16 protein-coding genes, 3 tRNA genes, 1 pseudogene and 1 CRISPR repeat array are annotated in these 24,394 nt (G+C 30.9%); of the genes and pseudogenes, 4 read left to right on the top strand and 16 right to left on the bottom strand.

What is annotated here, in order from left to right:
* Positions 1 to 73: 73 nt before the first annotated feature.
* Positions 74 to 1,031: a CRISPR direct-repeat array (repeat unit 46 nt; unit sequence CTTGTGATTGCTCACGTAAAAATACAATTTGAAATCAATTCACAAC).
* Between the two features lie 75 nt (positions 1,032 to 1,106).
* From ACSHW5_RS01205 to ACSHW5_RS01185, 5 genes and pseudogenes are all read right to left on the bottom strand, one after another.
* A pseudogene (locus ACSHW5_RS01205) lies at positions 1,107 to 1,244 on the bottom strand (DUF3871 family protein); the annotation flags it as partial.
* A gap of 180 nt (positions 1,245 to 1,424) precedes the next feature.
* Positions 1,425 to 1,498: transfer RNA gene (locus ACSHW5_RS01200), tRNA-Arg, on the bottom strand.
* A 30-nt stretch (positions 1,499 to 1,528) separates the two neighbouring features.
* Positions 1,529 to 1,603, bottom strand: a tRNA-Pro gene (locus tag ACSHW5_RS01195).
* 57 nt (positions 1,604 to 1,660) lie between these two features.
* Positions 1,661 to 1,744, bottom strand: a tRNA-Ser gene (locus ACSHW5_RS01190).
* A 102-nt stretch (positions 1,745 to 1,846) separates the two neighbouring features.
* A complete protein-coding gene (locus ACSHW5_RS01185) occupies positions 1,847 to 3,910 on the bottom strand; it encodes an HD family phosphohydrolase (RefSeq protein ID WP_435674272.1) in 2,064 nt (687 codons plus the stop codon).
* A 137-nt stretch (positions 3,911 to 4,047) separates the two neighbouring features.
* Here ACSHW5_RS01185 and ACSHW5_RS01180 point away from each other — a divergent pair, with 137 nt between their 5' ends.
* Entirely contained in the window at positions 4,048 to 5,223 is a 1,176-nt protein-coding gene (locus ACSHW5_RS01180; protein WP_435674271.1) for an acetyl-CoA C-acyltransferase, read from the top strand.
* A 36-nt stretch (positions 5,224 to 5,259) separates the two neighbouring features.
* Positions 5,260 to 6,030: an NlpC/P60 family protein gene (locus ACSHW5_RS01175; protein WP_435674270.1), complete on the top strand. Its 771-nt coding sequence runs from the start codon at positions 5,260 to 5,262 to the stop codon at positions 6,028 to 6,030.
* 247 nt (positions 6,031 to 6,277) lie between these two features.
* Here ACSHW5_RS01175 and ACSHW5_RS01170 read toward each other — a convergent pair whose 3' ends face one another.
* Complete coding sequence (locus ACSHW5_RS01170; RefSeq protein WP_435674269.1) at positions 6,278 to 7,522, bottom strand: tetratricopeptide repeat protein; 1,245 nt, start codon at positions 7,520 to 7,522, stop codon at positions 6,278 to 6,280.
* A 22-nt stretch (positions 7,523 to 7,544) separates the two neighbouring features.
* Complete coding sequence (gene gyrA, locus ACSHW5_RS01165; RefSeq protein WP_435674268.1) at positions 7,545 to 10,061, bottom strand: DNA gyrase subunit A; 2,517 nt, start codon at positions 10,059 to 10,061, stop codon at positions 7,545 to 7,547.
* 272 nt (positions 10,062 to 10,333) lie between these two features.
* Here gyrA and ACSHW5_RS01160 point away from each other — a divergent pair, with 272 nt between their 5' ends.
* On the top strand, positions 10,334 to 12,895 hold the full coding sequence (locus tag ACSHW5_RS01160) for an ATP-dependent Clp protease ATP-binding subunit (protein ID WP_435674267.1): 2,562 nt from the start codon (positions 10,334 to 10,336) through the stop codon (positions 12,893 to 12,895).
* Between the two features lie 187 nt (positions 12,896 to 13,082).
* Complete coding sequence (locus ACSHW5_RS01155; protein WP_435674266.1) at positions 13,083 to 14,246, top strand: DUF3095 family protein; 1,164 nt, start codon at positions 13,083 to 13,085, stop codon at positions 14,244 to 14,246.
* 195 nt (positions 14,247 to 14,441) lie between these two features.
* On the opposite strand, the gene ACSHW5_RS01150 is transcribed toward ACSHW5_RS01155, so the two are convergent.
* The 9 genes from ACSHW5_RS01150 to ACSHW5_RS01110 form a co-directional block, all read right to left on the bottom strand.
* Positions 14,442 to 15,971 (bottom strand): hypothetical protein, encoded by a 1,530-nt coding sequence (locus tag ACSHW5_RS01150; protein WP_435674265.1) that lies wholly within the window; start codon positions 15,969 to 15,971, stop codon positions 14,442 to 14,444.
* A gap of 44 nt (positions 15,972 to 16,015) precedes the next feature.
* Positions 16,016 to 18,307 carry an FdhF/YdeP family oxidoreductase gene (locus tag ACSHW5_RS01145; protein WP_435674264.1) on the bottom strand — a complete coding sequence of 764 codons (2,292 nt, stop codon included), beginning with the start codon at positions 18,305 to 18,307 and terminating at the stop codon, positions 16,016 to 16,018.
* Positions 18,300 to 19,106: a formate dehydrogenase accessory sulfurtransferase FdhD gene (gene fdhD, locus ACSHW5_RS01140; RefSeq protein WP_435674263.1), complete on the bottom strand. Its 807-nt coding sequence runs from the start codon at positions 19,104 to 19,106 to the stop codon at positions 18,300 to 18,302. Before fdhD ends, ACSHW5_RS01145 begins: the two co-directional genes overlap by 8 nt.
* A 194-nt stretch (positions 19,107 to 19,300) precedes the next feature.
* Positions 19,301 to 20,476 carry a class I SAM-dependent methyltransferase gene (locus tag ACSHW5_RS01135; protein WP_435674262.1) on the bottom strand — a complete coding sequence of 392 codons (1,176 nt, stop codon included), beginning with the start codon at positions 20,474 to 20,476 and terminating at the stop codon, positions 19,301 to 19,303.
* A gap of 7 nt (positions 20,477 to 20,483) precedes the next feature.
* The gene (locus tag ACSHW5_RS01130) at positions 20,484 to 21,566 is read right to left on the bottom strand and encodes an AI-2E family transporter (protein WP_435674261.1); all 1,083 of its coding nucleotides are present in this window, start codon (positions 21,564 to 21,566) and stop codon (positions 20,484 to 20,486) included.
* Positions 21,566 to 22,843, bottom strand: coding sequence for a hypothetical protein (locus ACSHW5_RS01125; protein WP_435674260.1), 1,278 nt, complete (start codon positions 22,841 to 22,843; stop codon positions 21,566 to 21,568). The genes ACSHW5_RS01130 and ACSHW5_RS01125 overlap by 1 nt, the downstream gene beginning before the upstream one ends.
* Before the next feature lie 52 nt (positions 22,844 to 22,895).
* A complete protein-coding gene (locus ACSHW5_RS01120; RefSeq protein WP_435674259.1) occupies positions 22,896 to 23,555 on the bottom strand; it encodes a pyridoxamine 5'-phosphate oxidase family protein in 660 nt (219 codons plus the stop codon).
* 2 nt (positions 23,556 to 23,557) lie between these two features.
* On the bottom strand, positions 23,558 to 24,073 hold the full coding sequence (locus tag ACSHW5_RS01115) for a GNAT family N-acetyltransferase (RefSeq protein ID WP_435674258.1): 516 nt from the start codon (positions 24,071 to 24,073) through the stop codon (positions 23,558 to 23,560).
* 2 nt (positions 24,074 to 24,075) lie between these two features.
* Positions 24,076 to 24,366, bottom strand: coding sequence for a DUF1272 domain-containing protein (locus ACSHW5_RS01110; protein WP_435674257.1), 291 nt, complete (start codon positions 24,364 to 24,366; stop codon positions 24,076 to 24,078).
* Between the last annotated feature and the right edge of the window lie 28 nt (positions 24,367 to 24,394).

The following is a 24,394-nucleotide window of genomic DNA, read 5'->3' as shown; positions in this document are numbered from 1 at the left end:
TTCTTGTATTTCATATCTCAAATATATTAGTTTTGAAATTTAAAATATCACTCCGAACTATTAAGGGGCTAAACTAGTGATTGCTCACGTAAAAATACAATTTGAAATCAATTCACAACCAGCAAATGTAAAATATATAAAAGCGTGTTCTTGTGATTGCTCACGTAAAAATACAATTTGAAATCAATTCACAACATAAAACTATAATAGCAGCTATTTGTAAAACTTGTGATTGCTCACGTAAAAATACAATTTGAAATCAATTCACAACATATATCCATTTAAAGATTTTGGTTCCATGCTTGTGATTGCTCACGTAAAAATACAATTTGAAATCAATTCACAACTGCTCTTTACTTTTAATATAGTCCTGAATGCTTGTGATTGCTCACGTAAAAATACAATTTGAAATCAATTCACAACTGGATATAGTAGTACCGTTAGATTTGTAAACTTGTGATTGCTCACGTAAAAATACAATTTGAAATCAATTCACAACACTAACGGCTTTGTTATCACTATTGTTTTCCTTGTGATTGCTCACGTAAAAATACAATTTGAAATCAATTCACAACAAATGAGTTTCAACCGTTCTAGTTGATATACTTGTGATTGCTCACGTAAAAATACAATTTGAAATCAATTCACAACTAGGCGTTCAATAAGTCTCCTGTTGGTTCTCTTGTGATTGCTCACGTAAAAATACAATTTGAAATCAATTCACAACTGGCCAAGTTAGAATATATGGCCACATCAACTTGTGATTGCTCACGTAAAAATACAATTTGAAATCAATTCACAACAAGACATTTCTACAAATAAACACATTGTTGCTTGTGATTGCTCACGTAAAAATACAATTTGAAATCAATTCACAACACAACAAACATGACATAGAAAGTGATTTTGCTTGTGATTGCTCACGTAAAAATACAATTTGAAATCAATTCACAACACAGAAATACAGATTATGTAGCAACTATAGCTTGTGATTGCTCACGTAAAAATACAATTTGAAATCAATTCACAACAGATACGACCTTGGTAATAGTTCCTTCATCATTTTTACAAAACCTTTCATCTTGGTAATAATCTTTTGCAATAGTAGAAACTTGCCAGTCATTTAAAAGAAATTGTGGCATCTGTAACTTCTCATTTTTAGGAAGATGATTGTATAGTCTTGCCCTTCCTACTAATTGTGCAAATTGGCTTTCAGTAAAGCTGTATTGAGTTAAAGATTCCATCTGTTTTAAATGCTTTTGTCATCATAACTATTAAATAAATCTTCTACTTTTATTGACAATTCACTTACACTTCCTACACGCATTTCTGAAGCCATACCATCAGTACTTATACATAAGTTATGTTTCGCCCCCTTTAAAACAAAAAACTCTTGAAAACCAAAAGGTTAACAAGAGTTTAAGTGAGCCCTGCAGGATTCGAACCTGCGACCGCCTCCTTAGAAGGGAGGTGCTCTATCCAGCTGAGCTAAGAGCCCGTAATTTTTAAGTTGTTACAACCAACTGTGTCGGGGTGGCAGGATTCGAACCTGCGACCTCCTCGTCCCAAACGAGGCGCGATGACCGGGCTACGCTACACCCCGAGCTATTTAAGGTTTACAAAATCATAGATTTTTTAACCTTTAAAAATTAAAAATTTGCGGAGAGACAGGGACTCGAACCCTGGCGACAGTCACCCGTCGACAGATTAGCAATCTGCTCCATTACCACTCTGGCACCTCTCCTTTTTAAGAACTTATTGCAATTGTTTAAAATTGCGAGTGCAAATGTAATACTACATTTACAATTTAGCAAGATGTTTTTGAGTTTTTTTTATAAAAAAATAATTATTCTGGATATTCAACTCTAAGGTGATAAATGTTCATTAATTTTTTCTTGATTACTTTTTTAATAAGTTCAATTTCTCTAAAAGTTATATTAGAGTTTAAGAACTGATTGTCTGACATTTGCTTGTCAATAATTTTATTCACCAAACTATCTATTGTTTGTGCAGTGGGTATTTTTAAACTTTTAGAGGCCGCTTCCGCAGAATCACACATCATTAAAATAGCTGTTTCTTTAGAGAAGGGAATAGGACCTTTGTATTGAAATTTCTTAATATCAACTTTAGTTTCAGGATTTATTTCCTTTTCTTTCATGTAAAAGTAGTAGGTTACACTTGTTCCATGATGGGTTCTAATAAAATCTATAATTCTATCTGGTAATTTATATTTCTTAGCCAATTCTATCCCTTTAATTACATGATCTGTAATTATTTTTGAACTATCTCTGGGCGATAAATCGTTATGAGGGTTTACACCTGTAGATTGATTTTCAGTAAAATACATAGGGTTTAACATTTTACCAATATCATGGTACAGCGCACCAGTTCTTACCAACATAGAATTTGCGCCAATTTCATTAGCGGCAGCTTCTGCTAAATTGGCAACTTGCATAGAGTGTTGAAAAGTACCCGGAGCTTTTTCATTTAATTCTCTTAATAGTTTGGTGTTTGTGTTAGAGAGTTCTAAAAGCGTTACATCAGATACTAAACCAAAAACTTTTTCGTAAATATAAATTAATATAATCGATAAAAACGATAGCAATCCGTTGGCAGCAAATAGCATAAAATAATTCCAATTTATTTGAGACGCGTTGCCTTCTCTAATAATAGAAAAAGCAAAATAAGTTAGCATATAAATAAGAGTAATTTGTGCTACAGAGATAAATAAATTGGCTCTTTTAGATAATTCAGAAACCGTAAGAATGGTGACAATTCCGGCAATAATATGCAAGTAAATAAACTCGAAACTGTTGGGTACAATATACCCCAACAATAAAACGGTTAAAACATGAGTAAACAAGCCTAATCGAGCATCAAAAAAGGCTTTTAAAATAATAGGTAAAATACTTAAAGGAACCACATATAAATAATCAGCATTATATTTTATAACCAAGGTTTGAATAAAAATCATGGATAAAACATTAAAAAATATAAAAGTAACTTTGTTGTTATTATTATAAATTTCTACTCTATATTTCTTTAGAAATAAAAATAACATTAACATGGCTAAAGAGACTAAAATTGCATATCCAAAAACAATCCAGTTGTAATTAGAGTCTGTCCAAACTTTAGACTCAGATTCGCTTTTAAGAGAGTTTAAAATGGCCAATTTTTCACCTTCAACAATATCTCCTTTAAAGATGATAAGCTTGCCTGTAGAAATTTTTCCTTTGGTATAACTAATGTTTTTAAGTTCTGTGTCTATTATTTTTTGAGTAAAATCAGTATCAAAAGTAACATTGGGTTGTATAATTTCAGAAAGCCAATCTAGCAATAATAATTGTCCGTAAGAATAGGGGGTTGGTCCTAAATTATTTTTAATTGTTGATAAAACTTCTTTAGAATTTAAAAGATATTTAAAAAGTAGATCTTCAACCTCATTGCCTCGCCTTAAAACAATTACTTCATTTTTGTTGGTTATTTTATTTTGATTTATAACCTCTAAAAAGCCTGTTTTATAAACTTTGTCTAAAATGTTGTTTCCAATAGTTCTTAATTCTTCAATTTGACCAAAGCTTAAAGAATCTGATGGTTTTATAAGATTTAACCTGTTTTTAAATGTGGTTTTTACATTAGAAACAATTCCAGAATCATAAAAGAAATAAAGTTTTGCATTGGCTTCAATTTTATTTTTCTGAGTAGCAATTTCTTCCTTGGTTTTCTGAATAGCAAAATCAAAAGGAGCGTATAAATTCTCGTATTTCCATAATTGACCATTGTTAAAATCATATTTAAAATGAGTTCCTTTAGGAAATAAATACACAATAGCAACAGAGGTTACTAAAAATAAAATTACCTTATAAATTATGGTGTTATTTTGGTATAATTTGTTTACTAATGTGCTCATATACTTTGTCTTCTAAATACAAACTTACAGTAAAAAAATCACGCTCAAAAATTCAAGTAGATTAATAAAATATAAATTGATTAAAATTAGTTAATTTAGCAACATAAATCTTATTAAAACCTAAATTAGATATCTGTATGAAAGACGTTGTAATTGTATCAGTTGCAAGAACACCAATAGGTAGTTTTATGGGGAGTTTATCTACAATTCCGGCTACAAAATTAGGTGCAATTGCCATTAAAGGAGCTTTAGAAAAAATTAATTTAGATCCTAAATTGGTAGAAGAAGTTTTTATGGGAAATGTAGTTTCCGCTGGGTTAGGACAAGCGCCTGCAAGGCAAGCTGCAATTTATGCAGGAATTCCTGATAGTGTTCCTTGTACAACCGTAAATAAAGTTTGTGCATCTGGCATGAAATCTATTATGTTGGCAGCTCAAACAATTGCTTTGGGAGATGCAGCTATTGTAATTGCAGGTGGTATGGAGAATATGAGTTTAATTCCGCATTATCAACAGGCAAGAACAGGTTCTAAATTTGGAGCAATTACCATGGAAGATGGCATGCAAAAAGATGGTTTAGTAGATGCTTATGACAACGTTGCCATGGGCGTTTGTGCAGATGAATGTGCTGCTAAATATAATTTTTCTAGAGAAGATCAAGATGCTTTTGCTATTCAATCTTATAAACGATCTGAAAAAGCGTGGCGTAATGGAAAATATGAAGATGAAATTGTACCTGTAGAAATTCCACAAAGACGCGGAGAACCGATTATTTTCTCTGAAGATGAAGAATTTAGAAATGTAAAAATGGAAAGAATTCCTGGTTTAAGAGCAGCTTTTACAAAAGACGGTACCGTTACTGCTGCCAATGCTTCTACTATTAATGATGGTGGTGCGGCGTTGGTTTTAATGTCTGCGGATAAAGCGAAAGAATTAAATTTACAGCCTCTTGCAAAAATAAAAAGTTATGCTGATGCTGCCCACGAACCAAAATGGTTTACAACGGCACCTGCAAAAGCAATTCCAAAAGCGTTGGCAAAAGCCAATATAAGTATTGATGATGTAGATTATTTTGAATTAAATGAGGCGTTTTCTATTGTAGGTTTGGTAAATATGCAAATTTTAGGAATTACAGATGAAAAAGTAAATATTCATGGTGGCGCAGTTTCATTAGGACATCCTTTGGGGGTTTCTGGTGCAAGAATTGTTATTGCATTAACCTCAATATTAAGACAAAATAACGCAAAAATTGGTGTTGCTTCTATATGCAACGGTGGTGGTGGCGCAAGTGCTCTAATTATTGAAAGAGATTAAAAATAAAACCAATCCACTAACTTCAAACTAATAATTTTGTCATTCGGAATTTGTAATTTAAGTATTGTTCCTCTTCGTTTATCTGCTTCAGACTCATCAGAAATGATTAGTCAGGTGTTGTTTGGTGAGCATTTTGAAGTGTTAGACAAACAAAAAAAATGGAGTAAAATTCGATTACATTTTGACAATTATGAAGGTTTTATCGATAATAATCAATTTGTAGAAACTTCAGAAGAAAATTACATCAATCTTTGTAATTCTAATGCTATTTATTCAGGAGAAATTGTAGATTGTATTACTGATGATAAAAATGAGTTAACCACCATTACTATTGGAGTTACTTTGCCTTTTTATTCCGATGGATACTTAAAGTTAAATGATACAACGTATTTATATGAAGGTGCTGTTGTGTCAGGGAAAAAATCAAAAACCAGCATTTTGCAAACCGCTTTTATGTTTTTGAATGCACCTTTTTTATGGGGAGGAAAAACTTCTTTTGGTATAGATTGTTCTGGTTTTACGCAAATGGTGTACAAATTATGTGGTTATAGTTTGTTAAGAGATGCAAAGCAACAAGCAACACAAGGTAAGGTCTTAAGTTTTATTGAAGAAAGTGAGCCTGGTGATTTGGCCTTTTTTGATGATGAAGAAGGAGAAATTATTCATGTTGGCATTATTTTAGACAACTACAGTATTATTCATGTACATGGCAAAGTACGGATAGACACTTTAGATCATAGTGGTATTTTTAATGCAGATTTACAAAAACATACACACAAACTTCGTATTATTAAAAAGGTGTTATAATTGGTATTAAAAAGAAATTGCTGAAAGACTTTAAGTGTTGTGTTATTAGTATTCTTTAACCTTGGCTTAGTTTAGTATTACATTATCATGTATCTTCTAATGTTTTTGTCTTTTCAATTATAAAAAAGCAAAAAAAAACGTATTAATATGGTTTTGTATAGTACTAGAATTCAAAAGAAAAATAAACAAAAAAAATCCGAAACTGATAGTCCAGTTTCGGATTTTTTATAATGTGATTAAAAGGTTTTTATTTTTCTCTCATTTCATTGTAAATAGGTCTTAAAGCATCTGCTTCAGATGTCATTTCTAAAGTGTCATAAATATTTAAAAGAGTTCTAACCGTTCCTTCATTTCTTCCTAAATTATCTGCTTTAACTAGGTATGGTAACGCTTTTTTGTACAATGTTTTTTGTTTGTTTTCTAATTCGGTATATTTTGTATTATTAGATAAATTTTTATTCATTTCATCTACAATTGCTTTTTCACCGCTTAAAATTGTAACTGCTAAATTCATGTAAGCATCTGAGTAATCTGGTTTCAATTCTATTGCTTTTTTGTAATAACCAATAGCTTCTTCAGTTTTGTTTTCATTAGCGTTTACAACTCCTAAATTAAAAAATAAAGTTGGGTTTGTTGGGTCTATTAATACAGCTTCATTCATTAATTCACCAAACTTATCCATTTGCTCTAGTTTTATATACATTTGAGCTTCATTTAAAAGAAGGTTTAAATCTTTAGGATTTGCCTTTCTTGCTTCTTTCAAAGCAGCAATTGCTAATTCAGGTTTTCCTTGGTTTACATAAATAAAACCAATGTTTCTAATAATCTCAGGTTGTTTAGATTCAGTTGTTTTTTGGCTAGGACTTTTGTACTTGCCAAGTTTAATCATGGTATTTCTGTTTGATTTAGTACCTAAATTTTCTTCTTCACCGGTTGCTTTATTTACGGCATAATATGCTGTACTTATACTTGTATAGCCCATTTCCTTTAAATCTAAATAGTGCTTTAAAGCAGTGTCATAATCATTATCTAAAGATGCACTAATAGCAGCGTTGTATAAAAAAGTAGTATCAGTAGGGCTTAACTTGTAAGTTAAAGCAAAATTAGAAGTTGCATTTTTATAATCTTTCGCATTGTATTGTTCTATTGCTTTACCAGAAACAAATTGTATTAATTCACTAAGCTTAGGTTGTGCTACTTTTGTGTATTTGGCTTTTCCAGATTCTTTTTCAAATGTTATAAGTGCATTGTAAGCATCTGCAGCTTTAGCTACATTAGATTTTCCATAAGCAGAGCCTTTTAAAAATAAATACTTTGCTTTGTATTTAGGATCCATAGAATCTTCAGTAGCTTCTAATGTAGCTACTGTTTCTTTTGCTAATTTATAATCACCATTTTTTATGGCTTTTTCAATAGCTTTTAATTCATTTTTTTGTGCAAAACTAGCTAGCGAAAATACTGCTAATCCAAATGCTAATATTTGTTTTTTCATTGTAATTGGGTTAAATTTATTGTTATTCTTGATTTTCGTTTAAATCATTTTCAATATTCGTGCCATTTTCTATATCATCTTCAGAAACTACTTCTTCATCTTCTTCTCTTGCTACTTTAGCTACAGCGGCAATACTATCATCTTCTTTAATGTTAATTAAACGTACTCCTTGCGTTGCGCGTCCCATAACTCTTAAATCTTCAACAGCCATTCTAATGGTTAAACCAGATTTATTAATAATCATTAAATCGTTAGAATCATCTACATTTTTAATGGCTACTAAATTACCGGTTTTTTCTGAAATATTCAATGTTTTTACACCTTTACCTCCTCTATTGGTTACTCTGTAATCTTCTAGTTTAGAGCGTTTTCCATAACCTTTTTCAGAAACTACTAAGATGTTGCTTTCCATATCGTTTACAGCAACCATACCTATAACTTCATCATTATCATGTTGTAGGGTAATTCCTCTAACTCCAGAAGCTGTTCTTCCCATCGGACGTGTTTTAGCTTCTTCGAATCGAATAGATTTACCCGATGCTAACGCCAACATTACTTGACTGTCTCCTGTTGTTAATTTAGCTTCTAATAACTCATCACCTTCTTTAATGGTAATTGCATTGATACCGTTTGTTCTAGGACGAGAATATTGTTCTAAAGAAGTCTTTTTAACTTGACCTTTTTTAGTAGCCATAATAACATAGTGGCTATTAATGTATTCTTCGTCTTTTAAATCTTGAGTTACCAAAAATGCTTTTACGCTATCATCTTGTTCTATATTGATAAGATTTTGCATGGCTCTACCTTTGGTGTTTTTACCACCTTCAGGAATTTCATACACACGCATCCAAAATACTTTTCCTTTTTGGGTAAAGAACATCATGTATTGATGATTTGTACCTACAAATAAATGCTCTAAGAAATCTTCATTTCTGGTTGTTGCTCCTTTTTGTCCTCTACCACCTCTGTTCTGAACTTTATATTCATCAAGATTTGTACGTTTTAAATAACCGGCATTAGAGATGGTTACCACCACTTTTGTGTCAGGAATCATATCTTCAATACGCATATCTCCACCGGCGTATTCTATTACAGATCTACGTTCATCACCATATTTATCTTTTATTTGCAACAACTCATCTGTTATAATTTGGTAACGTCTTGGTTGGTTTGCTAAAATATCTTTTAAGTCTGTAATTGTGAGCATAATATCATCATACTCTGCGCGTAATTTATCTTGTTCTAGTCCTGTTAATTGACGCAATCGCATTTCTACAATTGCTTTGGCCTGAATTTCAGTTAACTCAAAACGCGCAATTAAACTTTCTCTTGCTTCATCAGCATTAGAAGAAGCTCTAATAATTTTTATTACTTCATCAATATTATCCGAAGCAATAATTAAACCTTCTAAAATATGTGCTCTGGCTTCTGCTTTTCTTAGTAAGTATTCTGTTCTACGAACAATAACTTCATGTCTGTGTTCAACAAAATAATGAATTAACTCTTTTAAATTTAATTGTTCTGGTCTTCCGTTAACCAACGCAATATTATTTACACTAAAAGAAGTTTGTAATTGTGTGTATTTGAATAATTTATTTAAAACAATATTTGGTATTGCATCACGTTTTAAAACGTAAACAATTCTCATTCCGTTTCTATCAGATTCATCACGTATATTTGTAATACCTTCTAGTTTTTTCTCATTTACCAAATCAGCAGTTTTTTTAATCATTTCTGCTTTATTTACTTGGTAAGGAATTTCTGTAACAATGATACACTCACGTCCTTTTACTTCCTCAATAATGGCTTTAGCACGCATTACAATACGTCCACGACCTGTTTGGAAAGCTTCTCTAACACCATCATAGCCATAAATAATTCCTCCTGTAGGAAAATCTGGTGCTTTAATGTGTTGCATTAATTCATCTATCTCAATATCATTATTTTGGATGTAAGCAACAGTACCATTAATAACTTCTGTTAAGTTATGCGGTGCCATATTTGTTGCCATACCTACTGCAATACCAGAAGCTCCGTTAACCAAAAGGTTAGGAATTCTTGTAGGTAATACTGTAGGTTCTTGTAAGGTGTCATCAAAATTTAAACGATGATCTACGGTTTCTTTATCAATATCAGCTAACATGTCTTCTGATATTTTTTGAAATCTAACCTCAGTATAACGCATTGCTGCTGGGCTATCTCCATCTACAGAACCAAAGTTACCTTGCCCGTCTACCATCATGTAACGTACACTCCAGCTTTGTGCCATACGTACCATAGAATCGTATACAGAAGTATCTCCGTGTGGGTGATACTTTCCTAAGACTTCCCCAACAATTCTTGCTGATTTTTTATAAGAACCAGTTGCTTTAATCCCTAATTCGTGCATTCCAAATAAAACTCTTCTATGAACGGGTTTTAAACCATCTCTTACATCTGGTAATGCTCTTGAAACAATTACTGACATCGAGTAATCGATGTATGCAGCTTTCATCTGCTCTTCAATGTTAATCGGAATTACCTTTTCTCCGTCTGCCATATATTATTTATTAGTTTTTATTCATTTTTTTAAAACAAGGCAAGATACTATTTCTCACAGTATTTACAAAGGTTTTAAGGTTCAGAATTAAGTAGAGTTATCAACATTTATTTATAATTTTTAACACTTTTTTATTTGCTTGATTTACAAGAGTTTTCTACCTTAGTATCTTAGTCAAACTGTCAGTTTTTTACCATTGGCATCTTTTTTGTAATTATCTATAAAAAAAAAGGACTAAATTTACATCACATCAATTATAGACAGAAAAAAATATGGACGATAATTTTTCACCAAAAGTAAGAGATGTCATCACTTTCAGTAAAGAAGAAGCACTACGTTTAGGGCATGAGTTTATTGGAACAGAGCATCTGTTATTAGGTTTAATTAGAAAAGGAGAGGGTAAGGCAATAGAAATTTTAACTGCATTTGATGTAGATTTAATTTTATTACGCAGAAAACTAGAACAATTAAACCCGGCAAATCCCACTTTTATAGAGTCTTCAGAAAAGAAGAGCTTGCATTTAACAAGGCAAGCAGAAAAAGCGTTAAAAACAACTTTTTTAGAAGCTAAATTATATCAAAGTGAAGCTATAGATACCGCACATTTGTTGCTGTGTATTCTTAGAAACGAGAATGATCCAACAACCAAATTAATACAAAAATATCATGTAAATTATGATGAAGCAAAAGCGCTTTATAAGCAATTGCATGTAGATGACGCTATAGATTTACCTATAAATCCGATTGCAGAAACGCCATCTGATGATGAGTTTGCGTCAGAAAAACAGAATCCGTTTGAGCAATCTCAAAAAGGAAAAACTGTAAAAAAATCAAAAACTCCTGTATTAGATAATTTTGGTAGAGATTTAACCTTGTTAGCAGAACAAGGAAAGTTAGACCCTGTTGTTGGTAGACAGAAAGAAATTGAGCGTGTTTCTCAAATTTTAAGTAGAAGAAAGAAAAATAATCCTATGTTAATAGGAGAGCCTGGAGTTGGTAAATCTGCCATTGCAGAAGGCTTGGCATTAAGAATTGTAGAACGTAAGGTTTCTAGAATTTTATTTGACAAACGTTTGGTTTCTCTAGATTTAGCAAGTTTGGTTGCTGGTACAAAATACCGTGGTCAGTTTGAAGAACGCATGAAAGCCTTGATGAATGAACTAGAAAAAAATGATGATATTATTTTATTTATCGATGAAATACATACCATTGTTGGCGCTGGTGGCGCAACGGGTTCTTTAGATGCTTCTAATATGTTAAAACCTGCCTTGGCAAGAGGAGATATACAATGTATTGGCGCAACTACGTTGGATGAATTTAGAACCAATATAGAAAAAGATGGCGCGTTAGAACGTCGTTTTCAAAAGGTAATTGTAGACCCAACAACAGTTGAAGAAACCATACAAATTTTACAGAATATTAAAGGTAAATATGAAGAACATCATCATGTAAATTATACAGATGAAGCATTAGAAGCTTGTGTGAAATTAACAAATAGGTATATGACAGACAGGTATTTGCCAGACAAAGCTATTGATGCTTTAGATGAAGCAGGTTCTAGAATCCATATCACTAATATTGTGGTTCCTAAACAAGTTTTAGATTTAGAAAAGCAATTAGAGATTATTAGAGAACGGAAAACCAAAGCCGTTAACGGACAAAAATATGAGGAAGCGGCTAAGTTGCGTGACGATGAAAAAAACATGGAACTGGCATTAGATTCTGCCCAAAAACAATGGGAAGATGATTCTAAATTAAACAGAGAAATTGTAACTGAAGATAATGTTGCCGAAGTAGTTTCTATGATGACAGGAATTCCTGTAAATAGAGTTGCGGAAGCAGAAAGCCATAAATTACACGAATTGCCAGATTTAATTAAAGGCAAAGTTATTGGGCAGAATGATGCGGTTACCAAAGTGGTGAAAGCAATACAACGTAATAGAGTTGGGTTAAAAGACCCAAACAAGCCAATTGGTTCTTTTATTTTCTTAGGACAAACAGGTGTAGGAAAAACGCAGTTAGCAAAGGTTTTAGCACGTGAGTTGTTTGATTCTGATGATTCTTTGATTAGAATTGATATGAGTGAATACATGGAGAAATTTGCTATTTCTCGCTTAATTGGTGCGCCTCCAGGTTATGTAGGTTATGAAGAAGGCGGACAATTAACTGAAAAAGTTAGAAGAAAACCGTATTCTGTAGTGTTGTTAGATGAAATTGAAAAAGCGCATCCGGATGTGTTTAATATGTTGCTGCAAATTTTAGATGATGGACATATAACAGATAGTCTTGGACGTAAAATAGATTTTAGAAATACCATTATTATTATGACTTCTAATATTGGTTCTCGTCAATTAAAAGATTTTGGCGGTGGTGTAGGTTTTGGTACTTCTTCAAAAACGGCTCAAGCAGATGATCATGCAAAATCTGTAATTGAAGGTGCATTAAAGAAATCTTTTGCTCCAGAATTTTTAAATAGAATAGATGATGTTATTGTGTTTAATGCTCTAGAAAGAGAAGATATTCATTCAATAATAGATATTGAATTGGATAAATTATTAAACAGAATTTCTGATTTAGGATACACACTAGAATTAAGTGAAAAGGCCAAAGATTATATTGCAGACAAAGGTTTTGATAAAAAATACGGAGCAAGACCTCTAAAAAGAGCTATTCAAAAGTATATTGAAGATGCCTTGGCAGAAGAGATTGTAAACTCTAAACTTTCTGAAGGTGATACTATTTCTATGGATTTAGATGAAGCAGAAAATAAGCTTACCATCATCATTAAAAAAGGTGAGAAATCTTCTGAAACTAGAACAGAAACAGAGTCTTAATATTTTTTTTAAAAAAGTAATTCCTGTATAATCAGGAATGTGAAAAAAAATCCCAAATGTAAAAGTTTGGGATATTTTTTTGTAACTGTTTACGTTTTTTAACTTTTATTCTTCAACCAATCTTTTAAGACAAAAAAACCTAACTTAGCAAAGTACTTATGTAAATTGCCAAACAGTAATAGCACTAATGGAGCATGTAAAATATTATACGGAATTAAAGAACTCTAATAAATCTTTGGTAGATTTATTGGCTGATGAATCTTTATTTTCTAGCATTCCCAATACATGGTATGTGGTGGTAGTAGATGTTAAAAACTCTACAAAAGCTGTTGATGAAGGAAAACATCATCAGATAAATTTAACCGCTACAGGAGCAATAATCTCTGTTTTAAATACAATTAGGAAAGAAAAAAAGAATATTCAAATTCCTTACTTTTTTGGTGGTGATGGAGCTACTTTTATTATTCCTAGTGTACTGTTAAAGAAGATTACGCTGGTATTAGAAAATTATAGTCTTCATATAAAAAGAAATGTTAATTTAATACTTAGAGTAGGGCATATTTCTGTTGAGAAATTATTAGATGAAAAATGTAATTTAAAAATAGTAAAACATCAGCTTACAGACCAATTGGCAATTCCCATTTTATTGGGAAATGGTTTAAAAAAAGCTGAAGAGATTGTTAAAAGTACTTTTATAGAAATAGATACCGTTATCTTTAAAAAAGAACTTTTAAATTTAACAGGAATGGAATGTAGGTGGAAAGAAATTAATCCGATACAGGCTAAAAAGAAAGTTGTTTGTTTGCTGTTAGATACTATAAAAGAAACCGATCAAAGAGCTGTTTATAGAGATGTTTTAATTAAAATGGATACTATTTTTGGTACATTTAATAGTAGACAACCTATAAAAACAACCAATCTAAAGTTAAACTTTAGCATTTATAAAGTTTGGGAAGAAATGAAAATAAGTCTTGCTGAAAAAAGTTTCATATACTTATTTAAAAATTGGTTTGAAACACTTTTTGGAAAATGGTATTTTAGTCTGACAGAAAATGGGAAACAATATTTAAATCAAGTAGGTCAATTGTCACATACTTTTATGTTGGATGGGATGATGAATACAATTTTTACAGCAGAGCAATCTAAAATAGATCTTTTTATAAGCTATCTAAATGAATTGGAAAAAAACAAAAAGATAATTTATGGTATTCATCTTACGCATGCTTCTGTAATGTCTTGTTACGTGTTAGATAGGAAAACAAAACACGCGCACTTTGTAGATGGTACTGAAGGTGGTTATACATCGGCCGCTAAAATGTTTAAAGTTAAAATGCAAGCTTTGAAATTGTAGAACAACTTGTTCTTAGAAACTTAGAATAGAAATCAACATTAAAATACCGAAACTATTATAGGCGTAAGGTCTGCTATCTTTTAAAAGTGCTTTGTATATTTTGTACATCTTCATTTAGTGTTTTTGTTAAAAAGCTAAATGAAGATGTATTTATTTTGTTATTAAAGAGTATTTACAGCGTTTTTAGCTCTTTAATTAGTTCATTTTTAAAAATGAAAAATTGTATTTGATTCCTAAGTTTACAAAAAGACTACTTAACTCACCGCCATCAGCTTTAACATATCCAAGAGCAGTTCGTAAACTTAATCCGTTTATAAGTTTGTATTCTGCACCTAAACTTGGTTTAATTATTAAACCTTCACCAGTGCTAATATTTCCGCCTCCAGCGGCTCCACCTAAAACCTGAGTAAAGAATGTGGTGGTTTGATTAAATATAGGATTGGTTTTTACACCTAAACCTACAATTCCTTCTGCATAAGCACCTGCGTTTCCAAAATTAGCAAAAGAAGTTTGCCCAGCTAAATAGAAGTTTTTAGCAATATCTAAATTAATTTGCAAAGAAATCTGATGCAAATTTTCTGTAGGATTCGTATCTCTTTTAGCATTAAAGTACATGTCTTGTTTTATAATAAATTCTAATCCTTTTAATTTTCCTTCACTAAAAATTATGTCATCAGAAATAATACCATTTTTGTGTGTATAGTACTTTATACCAACACCAAAAGAAGAGGTTAAGAAGTGAGAATCAGGAGACATTACAAAACCTTTGTTGACCGATAAGTACAGGTCTTCAAATATTTTTTGTTCAATAGAAATATCAGGATAAATTAAAAAACCTCCTTTTGTATCTACACCGCCACCGCCACCAGCGCCAACGCCAAATTTGGCTAAAATATTAGTTCGATTTTTATTAAAACTTAGTTGGTAACCAGCTCCTAAAAAAACATCCATATATCCAGATTTAATTCCTTTGAAAGCCCCATCAACTTTTACAAAACCAAACCAATTTTTATCTAAATAAGAAGCCACTTCAAAACCTGCTAAACCAATAGTTTCTCCGTTGTATTTATTGCCATTTGTATCTTTAGTGTCTCCTTTAATTTTTAAAGTATTTACATGAAGCATTACAGATAGTTTACTGGCTTCTGTGTTCCAATCAGATTCTTTTAAATCGTATATGTTTAGTTCTCTTTCTAAAGATTCATAATCTGTATATTCAAAATCTAAAGGAAATTCTAATCCAAAATTTAATTGATGGCTTTTAATTTCACCACCATCAAAAAAGTTTACATAACTCCAACCAGAAGTTACAGAAAAGTTTTCAAAATTGTAACCGAGGTTTACATGTGGTAAAATAAATGCGCCACCACCATCTGGCGCTGCAGCACCACCTCCGCCTCCAAAATGAATCCCTGCATCTACAAAGATTTTATCTGAAAGATATTTTTTTATTCCGGCGTTTACGCCAAGCGTAAAAAAACCACCTTTATTTCCGGAAACCGCTCCGTAAATTCCAACTCCGGCATAAGACCAATCATTTAAAAATAAATTATAATGGATTCCTGTAAATCCCATATTAGGATCTAATTTTGGTAAATTAATAGACATAAAATCTATTTCTCCAAATGCTTTTTGAGTCTTTTTTTCGGGAATATAAGCTTCATTTTGAGCCGTTACAAACTGATTAGAAACAAGTATTACGAGTACTAAAATAAATTTTTTCACAGAAATAAAATTAGGTTTAATTTATAGTTAAAATTTTTTGTTGGTTATCTTTTTTCAATAGTAATTATTACTGTCTTTGATGCAGGGGTATTGCTTAAATCTGCAGTACTTTTTAAAGGCACTAATACATTCGTTTCAGGAAAATAAGTGGCTGTACATTGTTTGGGTATAGAATACGGTATGGCTAAAAAACCTTTTGCTACTCTTGTTTCCGTTTTATAATGACTGGTTAAATCTACAACATCTAATTTTTGAATTCCCAATGTTTTCATATCATCTGGATTCATAAAAATAACTCTTCGTTCATTTAAAACGCCTCTATACCTATCATTTAAACCATAAATAGTGGTGTTATATTGGTCATGAGTTCTAATAGTCATCATTAAAAATTGATTTTTTTCTAGTTCAATTTCTGAAGGTTTATTAATGCTAAAATTAGCTTTACCGGTTAAGGTAGGTTCAAAATTATTATCTCTTGCATTATTAGGTAAATAAAAACCTCCTTTTCTAAGAATTCGTTTGTTAAAATTTTCAAAACCAGGAATTGTAGCTTCAATTTTTTCTCTAATTAAATCATAATTTTCGGCCAATTCTAGCCAATTTGTTGTTGATTTTTTTAAAGCAATATTGGCTAAATTAGCAACAATGGCTGTTTCGCTTAACAACTTTTCTGAACAAGGAGTTAAATGACCATGAGATTGATGTACAACTCCCATAGAGTTTTCTACAGAAACAAATTGTTCTCCGGTAGCTTGTATGTCTTTTTCAGAACGTCCTAAGCATGGTAAAATTAATGCTTTTTTTCCAGTAATTAAATGACTTCTATTCAGTTTTGTAGATACTTGAACCGTTAAATTACAATTGCGCAATGCAGTTGCGGTAAGTTCTGTATCTGGTGTTGCGGAAATAAAATTACCACCCATTCCAAAAAAAACTTTGGCCTTTTTTTTATGCATGGCTTCAATAGCTTCAACAACATTAAAACCATGTTTTCTTGGTGCTTTAAAGTTAAATTCTTTTTCTAAATTGTCTAAAAAAGAATCTGGTGCTTTTTCCCAAATCCCCATAGTTCTATCTCCTTGTACATTAGAATGTCCACGAACAGGGCAAGTGCCTGCTCCTTTTTTACCAATGCTTCCTTTTAATAGTAATATATTTACAACTTCTCTAATATTGTCTACGGCATTTTTATGTTGCGTTAAACCCATTGCCCAACAAATAATAATTTTTTTATTATTGATGATGAGCTCTGATGCTTTTTTAATTTCAGCGAATGTTAACCCTGTTTGTGGTACTAATTCCTCAATAGAATACGAATCTAAATCTGTAAGTAAATCTTCAATTCCTGATGTTTTTTCTTTTATAAATTGATGATCAAAAACAGTGTTTGGTTTTTCATCTTCTTGTTCTTTCATCAACTTTAAAATGATTTTTAACAAAGCAACATCACCATTTATTTTTACTTGAAGGAAAAGATCTGTTAAATCTTTGCCAGAACCAATCCATTTTAATGGATTTTGTGGGTCTTTATAATTCATTAAACCAACTTCGGGTAACGGATTTATGGTAATTATTTTACCTCCGTTATTTTTAGTTTCGTTTAAAGAGGTTAACATTCTTGGATGATTGGTTCCTGGGTTTTGACCAATTACAATTACTAAATCTGCATGATTAAAATCATCTAAAGTAACAGAGCCTTTACCAATTCCTAAAGTTTCAGAAAGTGCTACTCCGCTAGATTCATGACACATATTAGAGCAATCTGGTAAGTTGTTTGTGCCAAATTGACGTACAAATAATTGATATAAAAATGCAGCTTCATTGCTTGTTCTTCCAGAAGTATAAAAGATAGCTTCATCAGGAGAATTTAAAGAATTTAATTCATCGCTAATAATAGTAAAAGCATCTTGCCAAGAAATTTCTTCATAGGTATCTTTTTCTTCTGCTAAATACATTGGGTGTGTAATTCTACCACTTTTACCAATTTCGTAATCAGATAATTTAGACAGTTCATCTACAGTATGTGTTGTAAAAAATAATGGAGAAACTTTATTTTTAGTGGCTTCTTCCGCCACTGCTTTTGCGCCATTTTCGCAATATTCTGCTAAAAAAGCTCGTTTTTCGTCAGGATCTGGCCATGCACAACCAGGACAATCAAAACCGTTTTTCTGATTTAGTTTTGATAATAAACTAATTCCTTTTACAACGCCAACTTCATTTTTTATATGAGTTAATGCAGTTACAATTGCTTTTGCACCAACAGAAGATTTAGGAATGTCTATGAGTTGAATTCCTGTTAATTTTTCTGGCGGTTGTGCAATTGCTTTCTTAGACATTTTCTAAATTTAATAAGTAGTTAGGATTTGAATAAATAGTCATTTTTTTGTCTCTTGTAAAACCTATTAAGCAAATACCAAATTCTTTTGCGAAATCTACAGCCAAAGAAGAGCAGGCAGAAACGGCAACAATAATAGGTATTTTTGCAATGAATGCTTTTGTTACAACTTCATAGGAAACACGGCCACTTACCAATAAATAATTTGCATTTTTTAGCTTGTTCTTTAGTAACAAATCTCCAATAACTTTATCAACAGCATTGTGCCTTCCAATATCTTCTTTAATTGTTAAAAATTCATGTTTTGTATTAAATATTGCGGCAGCATGACTTCCTCCCGAGTTTTTAAAAGTATTTTGAAAACTACTCATTTTTAAAAGCATTTCATGCAAAATATCGCTAGAAAAAGAGGTGGTTTTTGCTAGTTTATCACCATAAATTTCTATGTCCTTTAACTCTTTTTTGCCACAAATACCACAAGAAGAAACAGATAATAAGGTTCTTTTATTTAGATAGCCTTTCCCTAAAAATTGTGTAGCAATTGTGCAGTTAATTATTGTTGGAATTCCGTCTTTTAGTTGGGTAATTTTAATAGCGAACGGCGTGTTTTCTTTGTATATGTCTTCAGCAAAAAGTAAGCCTCTAATAAGTTCTGTATCATCATCAGGAGTTCTCATTACTACAGTATAGGCCTCATGGTTAATGTTTATTTGAAGTGGCGCTTCTACAACTAAAATATCTTTTAAAGCTGTTGGTTTTTTACTGTTAATTTTTAAAGCTTCATAGGTTAAAGTTTGCATACATTAGAGAGTTAAGCTCTCTATGCAAACTTACTGAAAATAAAGTGGAAAAAAAAAGCCTCGAAAATTAATTCGAGACTTATTATAGTGTTATATACCCCTACATAACAAACACTACAATTATATAACAAATATAGATAAATTTATTTAAAATAAAAATAAATAAAGTAGTTTCCTTTCTGTAAAGTAAATATTTATAGCTTATTACAAAAAATTACAATCAAATTATTGTTGTTGTTTTTGGTGAAAAAGAGATAGGTATTACCTCCGTTTTTAAGTTTTGTTTCTTTCCGTATTTGCGCAACTGTTTTTGGGAAATTTCTTATGGTAATATTTGCTTTTTTATGGGGTACTAATTTTAGTATTTGTTTTTTATCATAAGGAATTACTTTTTCAATTTTAAAAGTTCTTCCTGGAAAGTGTATTAATTCTACAGAAGTATATAAGTGAGCATGTTGCTGAATTTTAAAAAGCTTTAATTGTTGTGAAACCTGATGAAATCCACCTGATTTTAAGATGGCAGCATTGGGTTCATATAAATAGGTAAGAGGTTCTGAATAGATTGATGTTCCTTTTTCTTGATACTTAAATTGGAACGTTTCAATGTTATTGTTAGTTATATTTAGGGTTTTAATTTTAATTGGTTGTAAAGTGTCTTTTTCTAATAAAAACAGCAATTCTTTTACTTCATTTTTTACAGCAATTATATGAATTTCTTTCACAAATTTTAACTCGTTAATGGCGCTTGTTATATCTAGAATAGGCGAGTTTTTGATAAGAATTTGGTTGGTTTTAGAAAATAGAAAATCAATATTTTCTGGCACATTAGGTTCGCAATCTTTTAATAAAAAAACCTTTCCTTTTAAATCATTCCTTCTTGATGGATCAATATAAATACAGTCGAATTTTTGATTGGAATTTTTTAGAAATTCGAGACCATCACCAGAAAAAGAAGTAATGTTTTTTACTTTTAATTGTTGATAATTGTGATTTACAATTGTTGATAATTCGCTATTTATTTCACAATGAATAACCTCTTTAAATTGTTTTGAAAAATAATAACAATCTACACCAAAACCACCCGTAATATCTATTATAGAATTGCCAAGAATTAAGTTGCTTTTGTATGCTGCCGTTGTTTCTGAAGACGTTTGTTCTATGCTAATTTTTGGTGGGTAATAAATGTTTTTAGTTGTAAACCAGTTAGGGAGTTTGAGTTCAGATTTTTGTTTTGCTATTATTTGATTTGCTAATTCTTGTATGGAAATATCGTTAAAAGGACTTCCTTTTAAAATCAATTTGGTAATGTCTGATTTTAAATTAGCAACAATAAACTGTTGTACTTCTGTGTTTAATATTTTAAAATTCAAAGACAATTTATATGTTTTTTGTAATTGATTTTACAATTTTATTATCAGCCAAAAACTCTTTTAAAATAACCTTTAAAGCAGTGTACATAGGTACAGCGGTTATCATACCAACCACGCCAAATAATAGACCACCAATAACAATTGTTAAAAATATTTCTAAAGGATGTGATTTTGTAGTCTTAGAAAAAATGATGGGCTGGCTCGCAAAATTATCAACCAATTGAGCTATAAAATAGCCAATCATAACATAAATTGTTGTTGGTAAAATTTCTGTCTGAAAATCTTGGCCAATATTACTAGTCATTGATAAAATAAACATAATTACAGCGCCAATCAGTGGTCCAACATAAGGAATTAAATTTAGTAAAGCACATAAAAAAGCAATAACTACGGCATTATCTATTCCAAAAATTAATAAGATAATGGTATATAAAACAAATAGAATTGTAATTTGAAAGAGCAATCCTATAAAATATCTTGATAACAAATCATTAATAGTTTCTAGTGATTTTGAGAACCGGTTTTCATTTCCTTTTGGTACCATGGTCATCACACCATTTTTTAATAATTGTTTGTCTTTCATAAAAAAGAAAGAAATAAACAAAACAGAAAACAAGCCAATACTTAAAGACCCTAACGTGCCCAATACGGAGTTTAAAAAATCGGGAATTTCCTTAAAATGCGATGCGATATCAATGTTTTTTAATACGCCCAAAACGTCAATTCCTTTGGTTGAAAAATAAGCAGTAATTTCATTAAAAACCTTTTGAATGTTTGCTTGTAATTTGTCTACTTCTAATAAAGATAAACTTTTACCTTGTTCTGTAATTAAGGGAATAAACATTAAAATTAAACCCGTTAAAAAGCCTAACATTAAAACCATTGTAAAAACAACGGCCAATGTGTTCGGAAATTTTAGGCGTTTTCGCAAAAATAAAATTATAGGCCTTGCAATTAACGATAAAATACCTGCAATAATTATGTATACTATTACAGATTGAATTGTAAATAAGAAGTATCCTAAAAGGAAAATTCCAACTACAATGCCTAAAGCTCTTAAAATACCGTTTGCTAGTGTTTTTGAATTCATTAGTTATATCCTTTTACTGTTCCCATACTTAAGTTTTTACCATTTGCAAAAACATGATTTGTTGGTAATAATGTGCCACTTTCTGTTTGTTTCCAATCTTCCCAAGTTGCAGTTGTACCCTTCATTTTCATACTAGGTACAAACATCTTGTAACTTTTAGGAACATACGTGCTATCAAGAATCCAAAGATAGGCATCTCCTGGCGTTGTACCACCCGTTGTGTATTTTACCAAAAGCGCTTCTTTATTCTCTACTTTTTGAATGCTTCTTATAATTCCTTTTTCAAATAATTTATGTGGTGCAACCAACCAAAAGCTGTCATTATTAAAAATATCCCAAGCTTTTTTTACTATTTTTTTATCGATAGTTTCTTGTTGTTTTTCATTGAAAAAAACCGTGCTTTTCTCAGTTTCTTGCGGATGTAAATTCACACGAATTGTATCCCAAGATATATCTACAATATGTTTTTCTTTATCCCATTTAAAATGTCTTTTTCCTGCAAAACTCCATTCTATATAACGAGTGTTTTTATAGGCTTTGTGATTGATTGCCTTTAAAATTTTATGAGCTAATTCGTCTGCTTTTTCATTATAAGCTTTTACGTCTCCCATATCTATTTTTAAACCAAATAACGAGAGTTTGTGTTTTGTTGGTAATTTAATTCCCGATTCGGTGTTTTTTAAATCGGACCAAGTAGCAGAAACGCCACCAAGAGGAATTATAGACGTCCACATTTTAAAAGCAGTTGGCAAGTAGTTTTTGTCTAAAATCCATAGATAAGAATCACCAGGAGTTGTACCGCCAGATGTGTAGGTAATTAGAAGCGCTTTTTTACCTTTGTAATTTACAACACGTCTTTCAGTTCCTGGGTCTAACACTTTGTAAGGTGCAATTAACCAAAAAGAATCGTTGTTAAAAAAGTCTTGCGCTTTTGTTACTAATTCTTGATTTTTAGTCAATTTTCCATCAATATAAACTTCAGATTTTTCTGGTTCATTGGTATGTAAAGTTACTTTGTAGTGATCCCAAGAAACATGAGCAATATTTTCTTGTTGATACCATCTGTACACATGATCATTTCTAAAACTCCATTTTAAAACTTCAGTATTTTTAAAAGCATCATAATTTAAAGCTTTTAACATGTTTTCTGCCAATTCATCTGCTTCCTTACCTTGTTTTCCTTCGGGGATTTTTTCGTTATAAGCAACATAAAATACTCCTGCAGAAACAATTAAAAGTAGTAAAAGAATTCCAATAAATTTAAAAAGCTTCTTCATTTTTGTGAATTAAAAAATCAGAAGCTAAATTAATATTTTTTAAAAGAAGAAACTATTTGTTGGCTTCATAATAATTTAAAATATGTTTAGGAATTTTCATTTTTTTAGGTTTTCCTTCATCAGCAATAGGGTATTTTGCCACTTGTTTTATAGGAATTATTCCTGCCCAAATATCTAAATCATAATCTTCAGGTTCATCTAAAACGCTAACTTCTCTTACTTTGGCAGAAGCAGTTTCAATAGTAAATTCTACTACTAAAGTTCTGTCTAATTCTTTTTGATACATGGGTCTTAAAGATTGCCATTGGTTGGGTACCATTTGATTTACAATCCATTTTAAAACATTGGTTTTATCAGCATCTTTTTCTACTTTTTTAAGACTTCCAAAAAGTGTAACAGATCTATAATTTACAGAGTGATGCAAGCCAGAACGAGCTAAAACCAATCCGTCTAAATGCATTACTGTTATTGATGTTTCCTTACTTTCTAAGATGGAAACTAACATTCTGTTTGCTGTAGAACCATGAATGTAAATTTTATCGTCTCTTCTAGAATATGCCATCGGAATTGTAATGGGTTTGCCTTCATAAATGTAGCCAACGTAGCATAAAAAACCAGCATCTAAAATGGTGTTTATTTTCTCTACATTGTAGGTTGCTCTATTTGCACCTCTTTTTACTCTGTTTGTTTTTGATTTTGAATATTCTTCCATTCCTATAGTTTTTTAGCAAATACTAGATTTTCATAATTTTTTTCACCTACAAAAAAATCGATATTTCCAATTTCTTTAAATCCGTATTTTTTATAAAAGTGAATGCCTTTGGTGTTTTTATAATAGGCAGTTAACCAAATTGTGGTACATTTTAATTCTGTAGCCGTTTTTAGAATAATTTCTTGTAATTGTGAACCTATTTTTAAAGCGATAAAATCATTTAAAATATATAGTCGCTGTAGTTTACAAGAATTGTGATTTTCTAATTTCGGATAATTCGTGTGTAAAGAAAGTTTGGCAAAACCTATGGGTAATTCATCAGAAAAAACAATCCAAAATAAATTATTTTTATCATTAATTTCTTTTCTAATTTGATCAACAGCGTAATGGGTATTGTAATAATCGAGTAAATATTTTTTGTTTTCTATATATTCTCCATGAGATTCTGTGTAGGTAATTCTTCCTAGTAAAGCAATATGTATAGCGTCTGACAGGGTTGCTCTTTTTATGGTAATCATTTTTATCTTTTTGTGGGTGTAATGTTTTTATACTTTTCTGAATTTACTTTTGCAGTTTTTAAATTTTTTTGATCAAAAACTCTTTTTGTGGATGAAGGATATTTCTCTATCATTTTTAAAGGACGAATGGGTCTTTCTACAAAGTTTCCAGAACATGTTGGACAAACGTTTTCAAAGACTTCTAAAGCACAATTTTTGCAATACGTGCATTCAAAAGAACATATCATTGCCTCAGTAGATGTGTTGGGTAATTCTTTATTACAGTGTTCGCAATTGGGTCTAATTTCTAACATAAAGATTATTTCTTATTCAAAAATACTA

This window comes from Polaribacter sp., from assembly GCF_051251875.1.
Lineage (GTDB): Bacteria > Bacteroidota > Bacteroidia > Flavobacteriales > Flavobacteriaceae > Polaribacter.
Note: the sequence above shows the minus strand (reverse complement) of the source record. Positions and strands in the feature narration are given on the sequence as shown.

Coding starts and splice junctions, on each gene's coding strand:
- ACSHW5_RS01185 (WP_435674272.1), bottom strand. CDS start 3,910: ATGAGCACATTAGTAAACAAATTATACCAAAATAACACCATAATTTAT.
- ACSHW5_RS01180 (WP_435674271.1), top strand. CDS start 4,048: ATGAAAGACGTTGTAATTGTATCAGTTGCAAGAACACCAATAGGTAGT.
- ACSHW5_RS01170 (WP_435674269.1), bottom strand. CDS start 7,522: ATGAAAAAACAAATATTAGCATTTGGATTAGCAGTATTTTCGCTAGCT.
- gyrA (WP_435674268.1), bottom strand. CDS start 10,061: ATGGCAGACGGAGAAAAGGTAATTCCGATTAACATTGAAGAGCAGATG.
- ACSHW5_RS01160 (WP_435674267.1), top strand. CDS start 10,334: ATGGACGATAATTTTTCACCAAAAGTAAGAGATGTCATCACTTTCAGT.
- ACSHW5_RS01155 (WP_435674266.1), top strand. CDS start 13,083: ATGGAGCATGTAAAATATTATACGGAATTAAAGAACTCTAATAAATCT.
- ACSHW5_RS01145 (WP_435674264.1), bottom strand. CDS start 18,307: ATGTCTAAGAAAGCAATTGCACAACCGCCAGAAAAATTAACAGGAATT.
- fdhD (WP_435674263.1), bottom strand. CDS start 19,106: ATGCAAACTTTAACCTATGAAGCTTTAAAAATTAACAGTAAAAAACCA.
- ACSHW5_RS01130 (WP_435674261.1), bottom strand. CDS start 21,566: ATGAATTCAAAAACACTAGCAAACGGTATTTTAAGAGCTTTAGGCATT.
- ACSHW5_RS01125 (WP_435674260.1), bottom strand. CDS start 22,843: ATGAAGAAGCTTTTTAAATTTATTGGAATTCTTTTACTACTTTTAATT.
- ACSHW5_RS01120 (WP_435674259.1), bottom strand. CDS start 23,555: ATGGAAGAATATTCAAAATCAAAAACAAACAGAGTAAAAAGAGGTGCA.
- ACSHW5_RS01115 (WP_435674258.1), bottom strand. CDS start 24,073: ATGATTACCATAAAAAGAGCAACCCTGTCAGACGCTATACATATTGCT.
- ACSHW5_RS01110 (WP_435674257.1), bottom strand. CDS start 24,366: ATGTTAGAAATTAGACCCAATTGCGAACACTGTAATAAAGAATTACCC.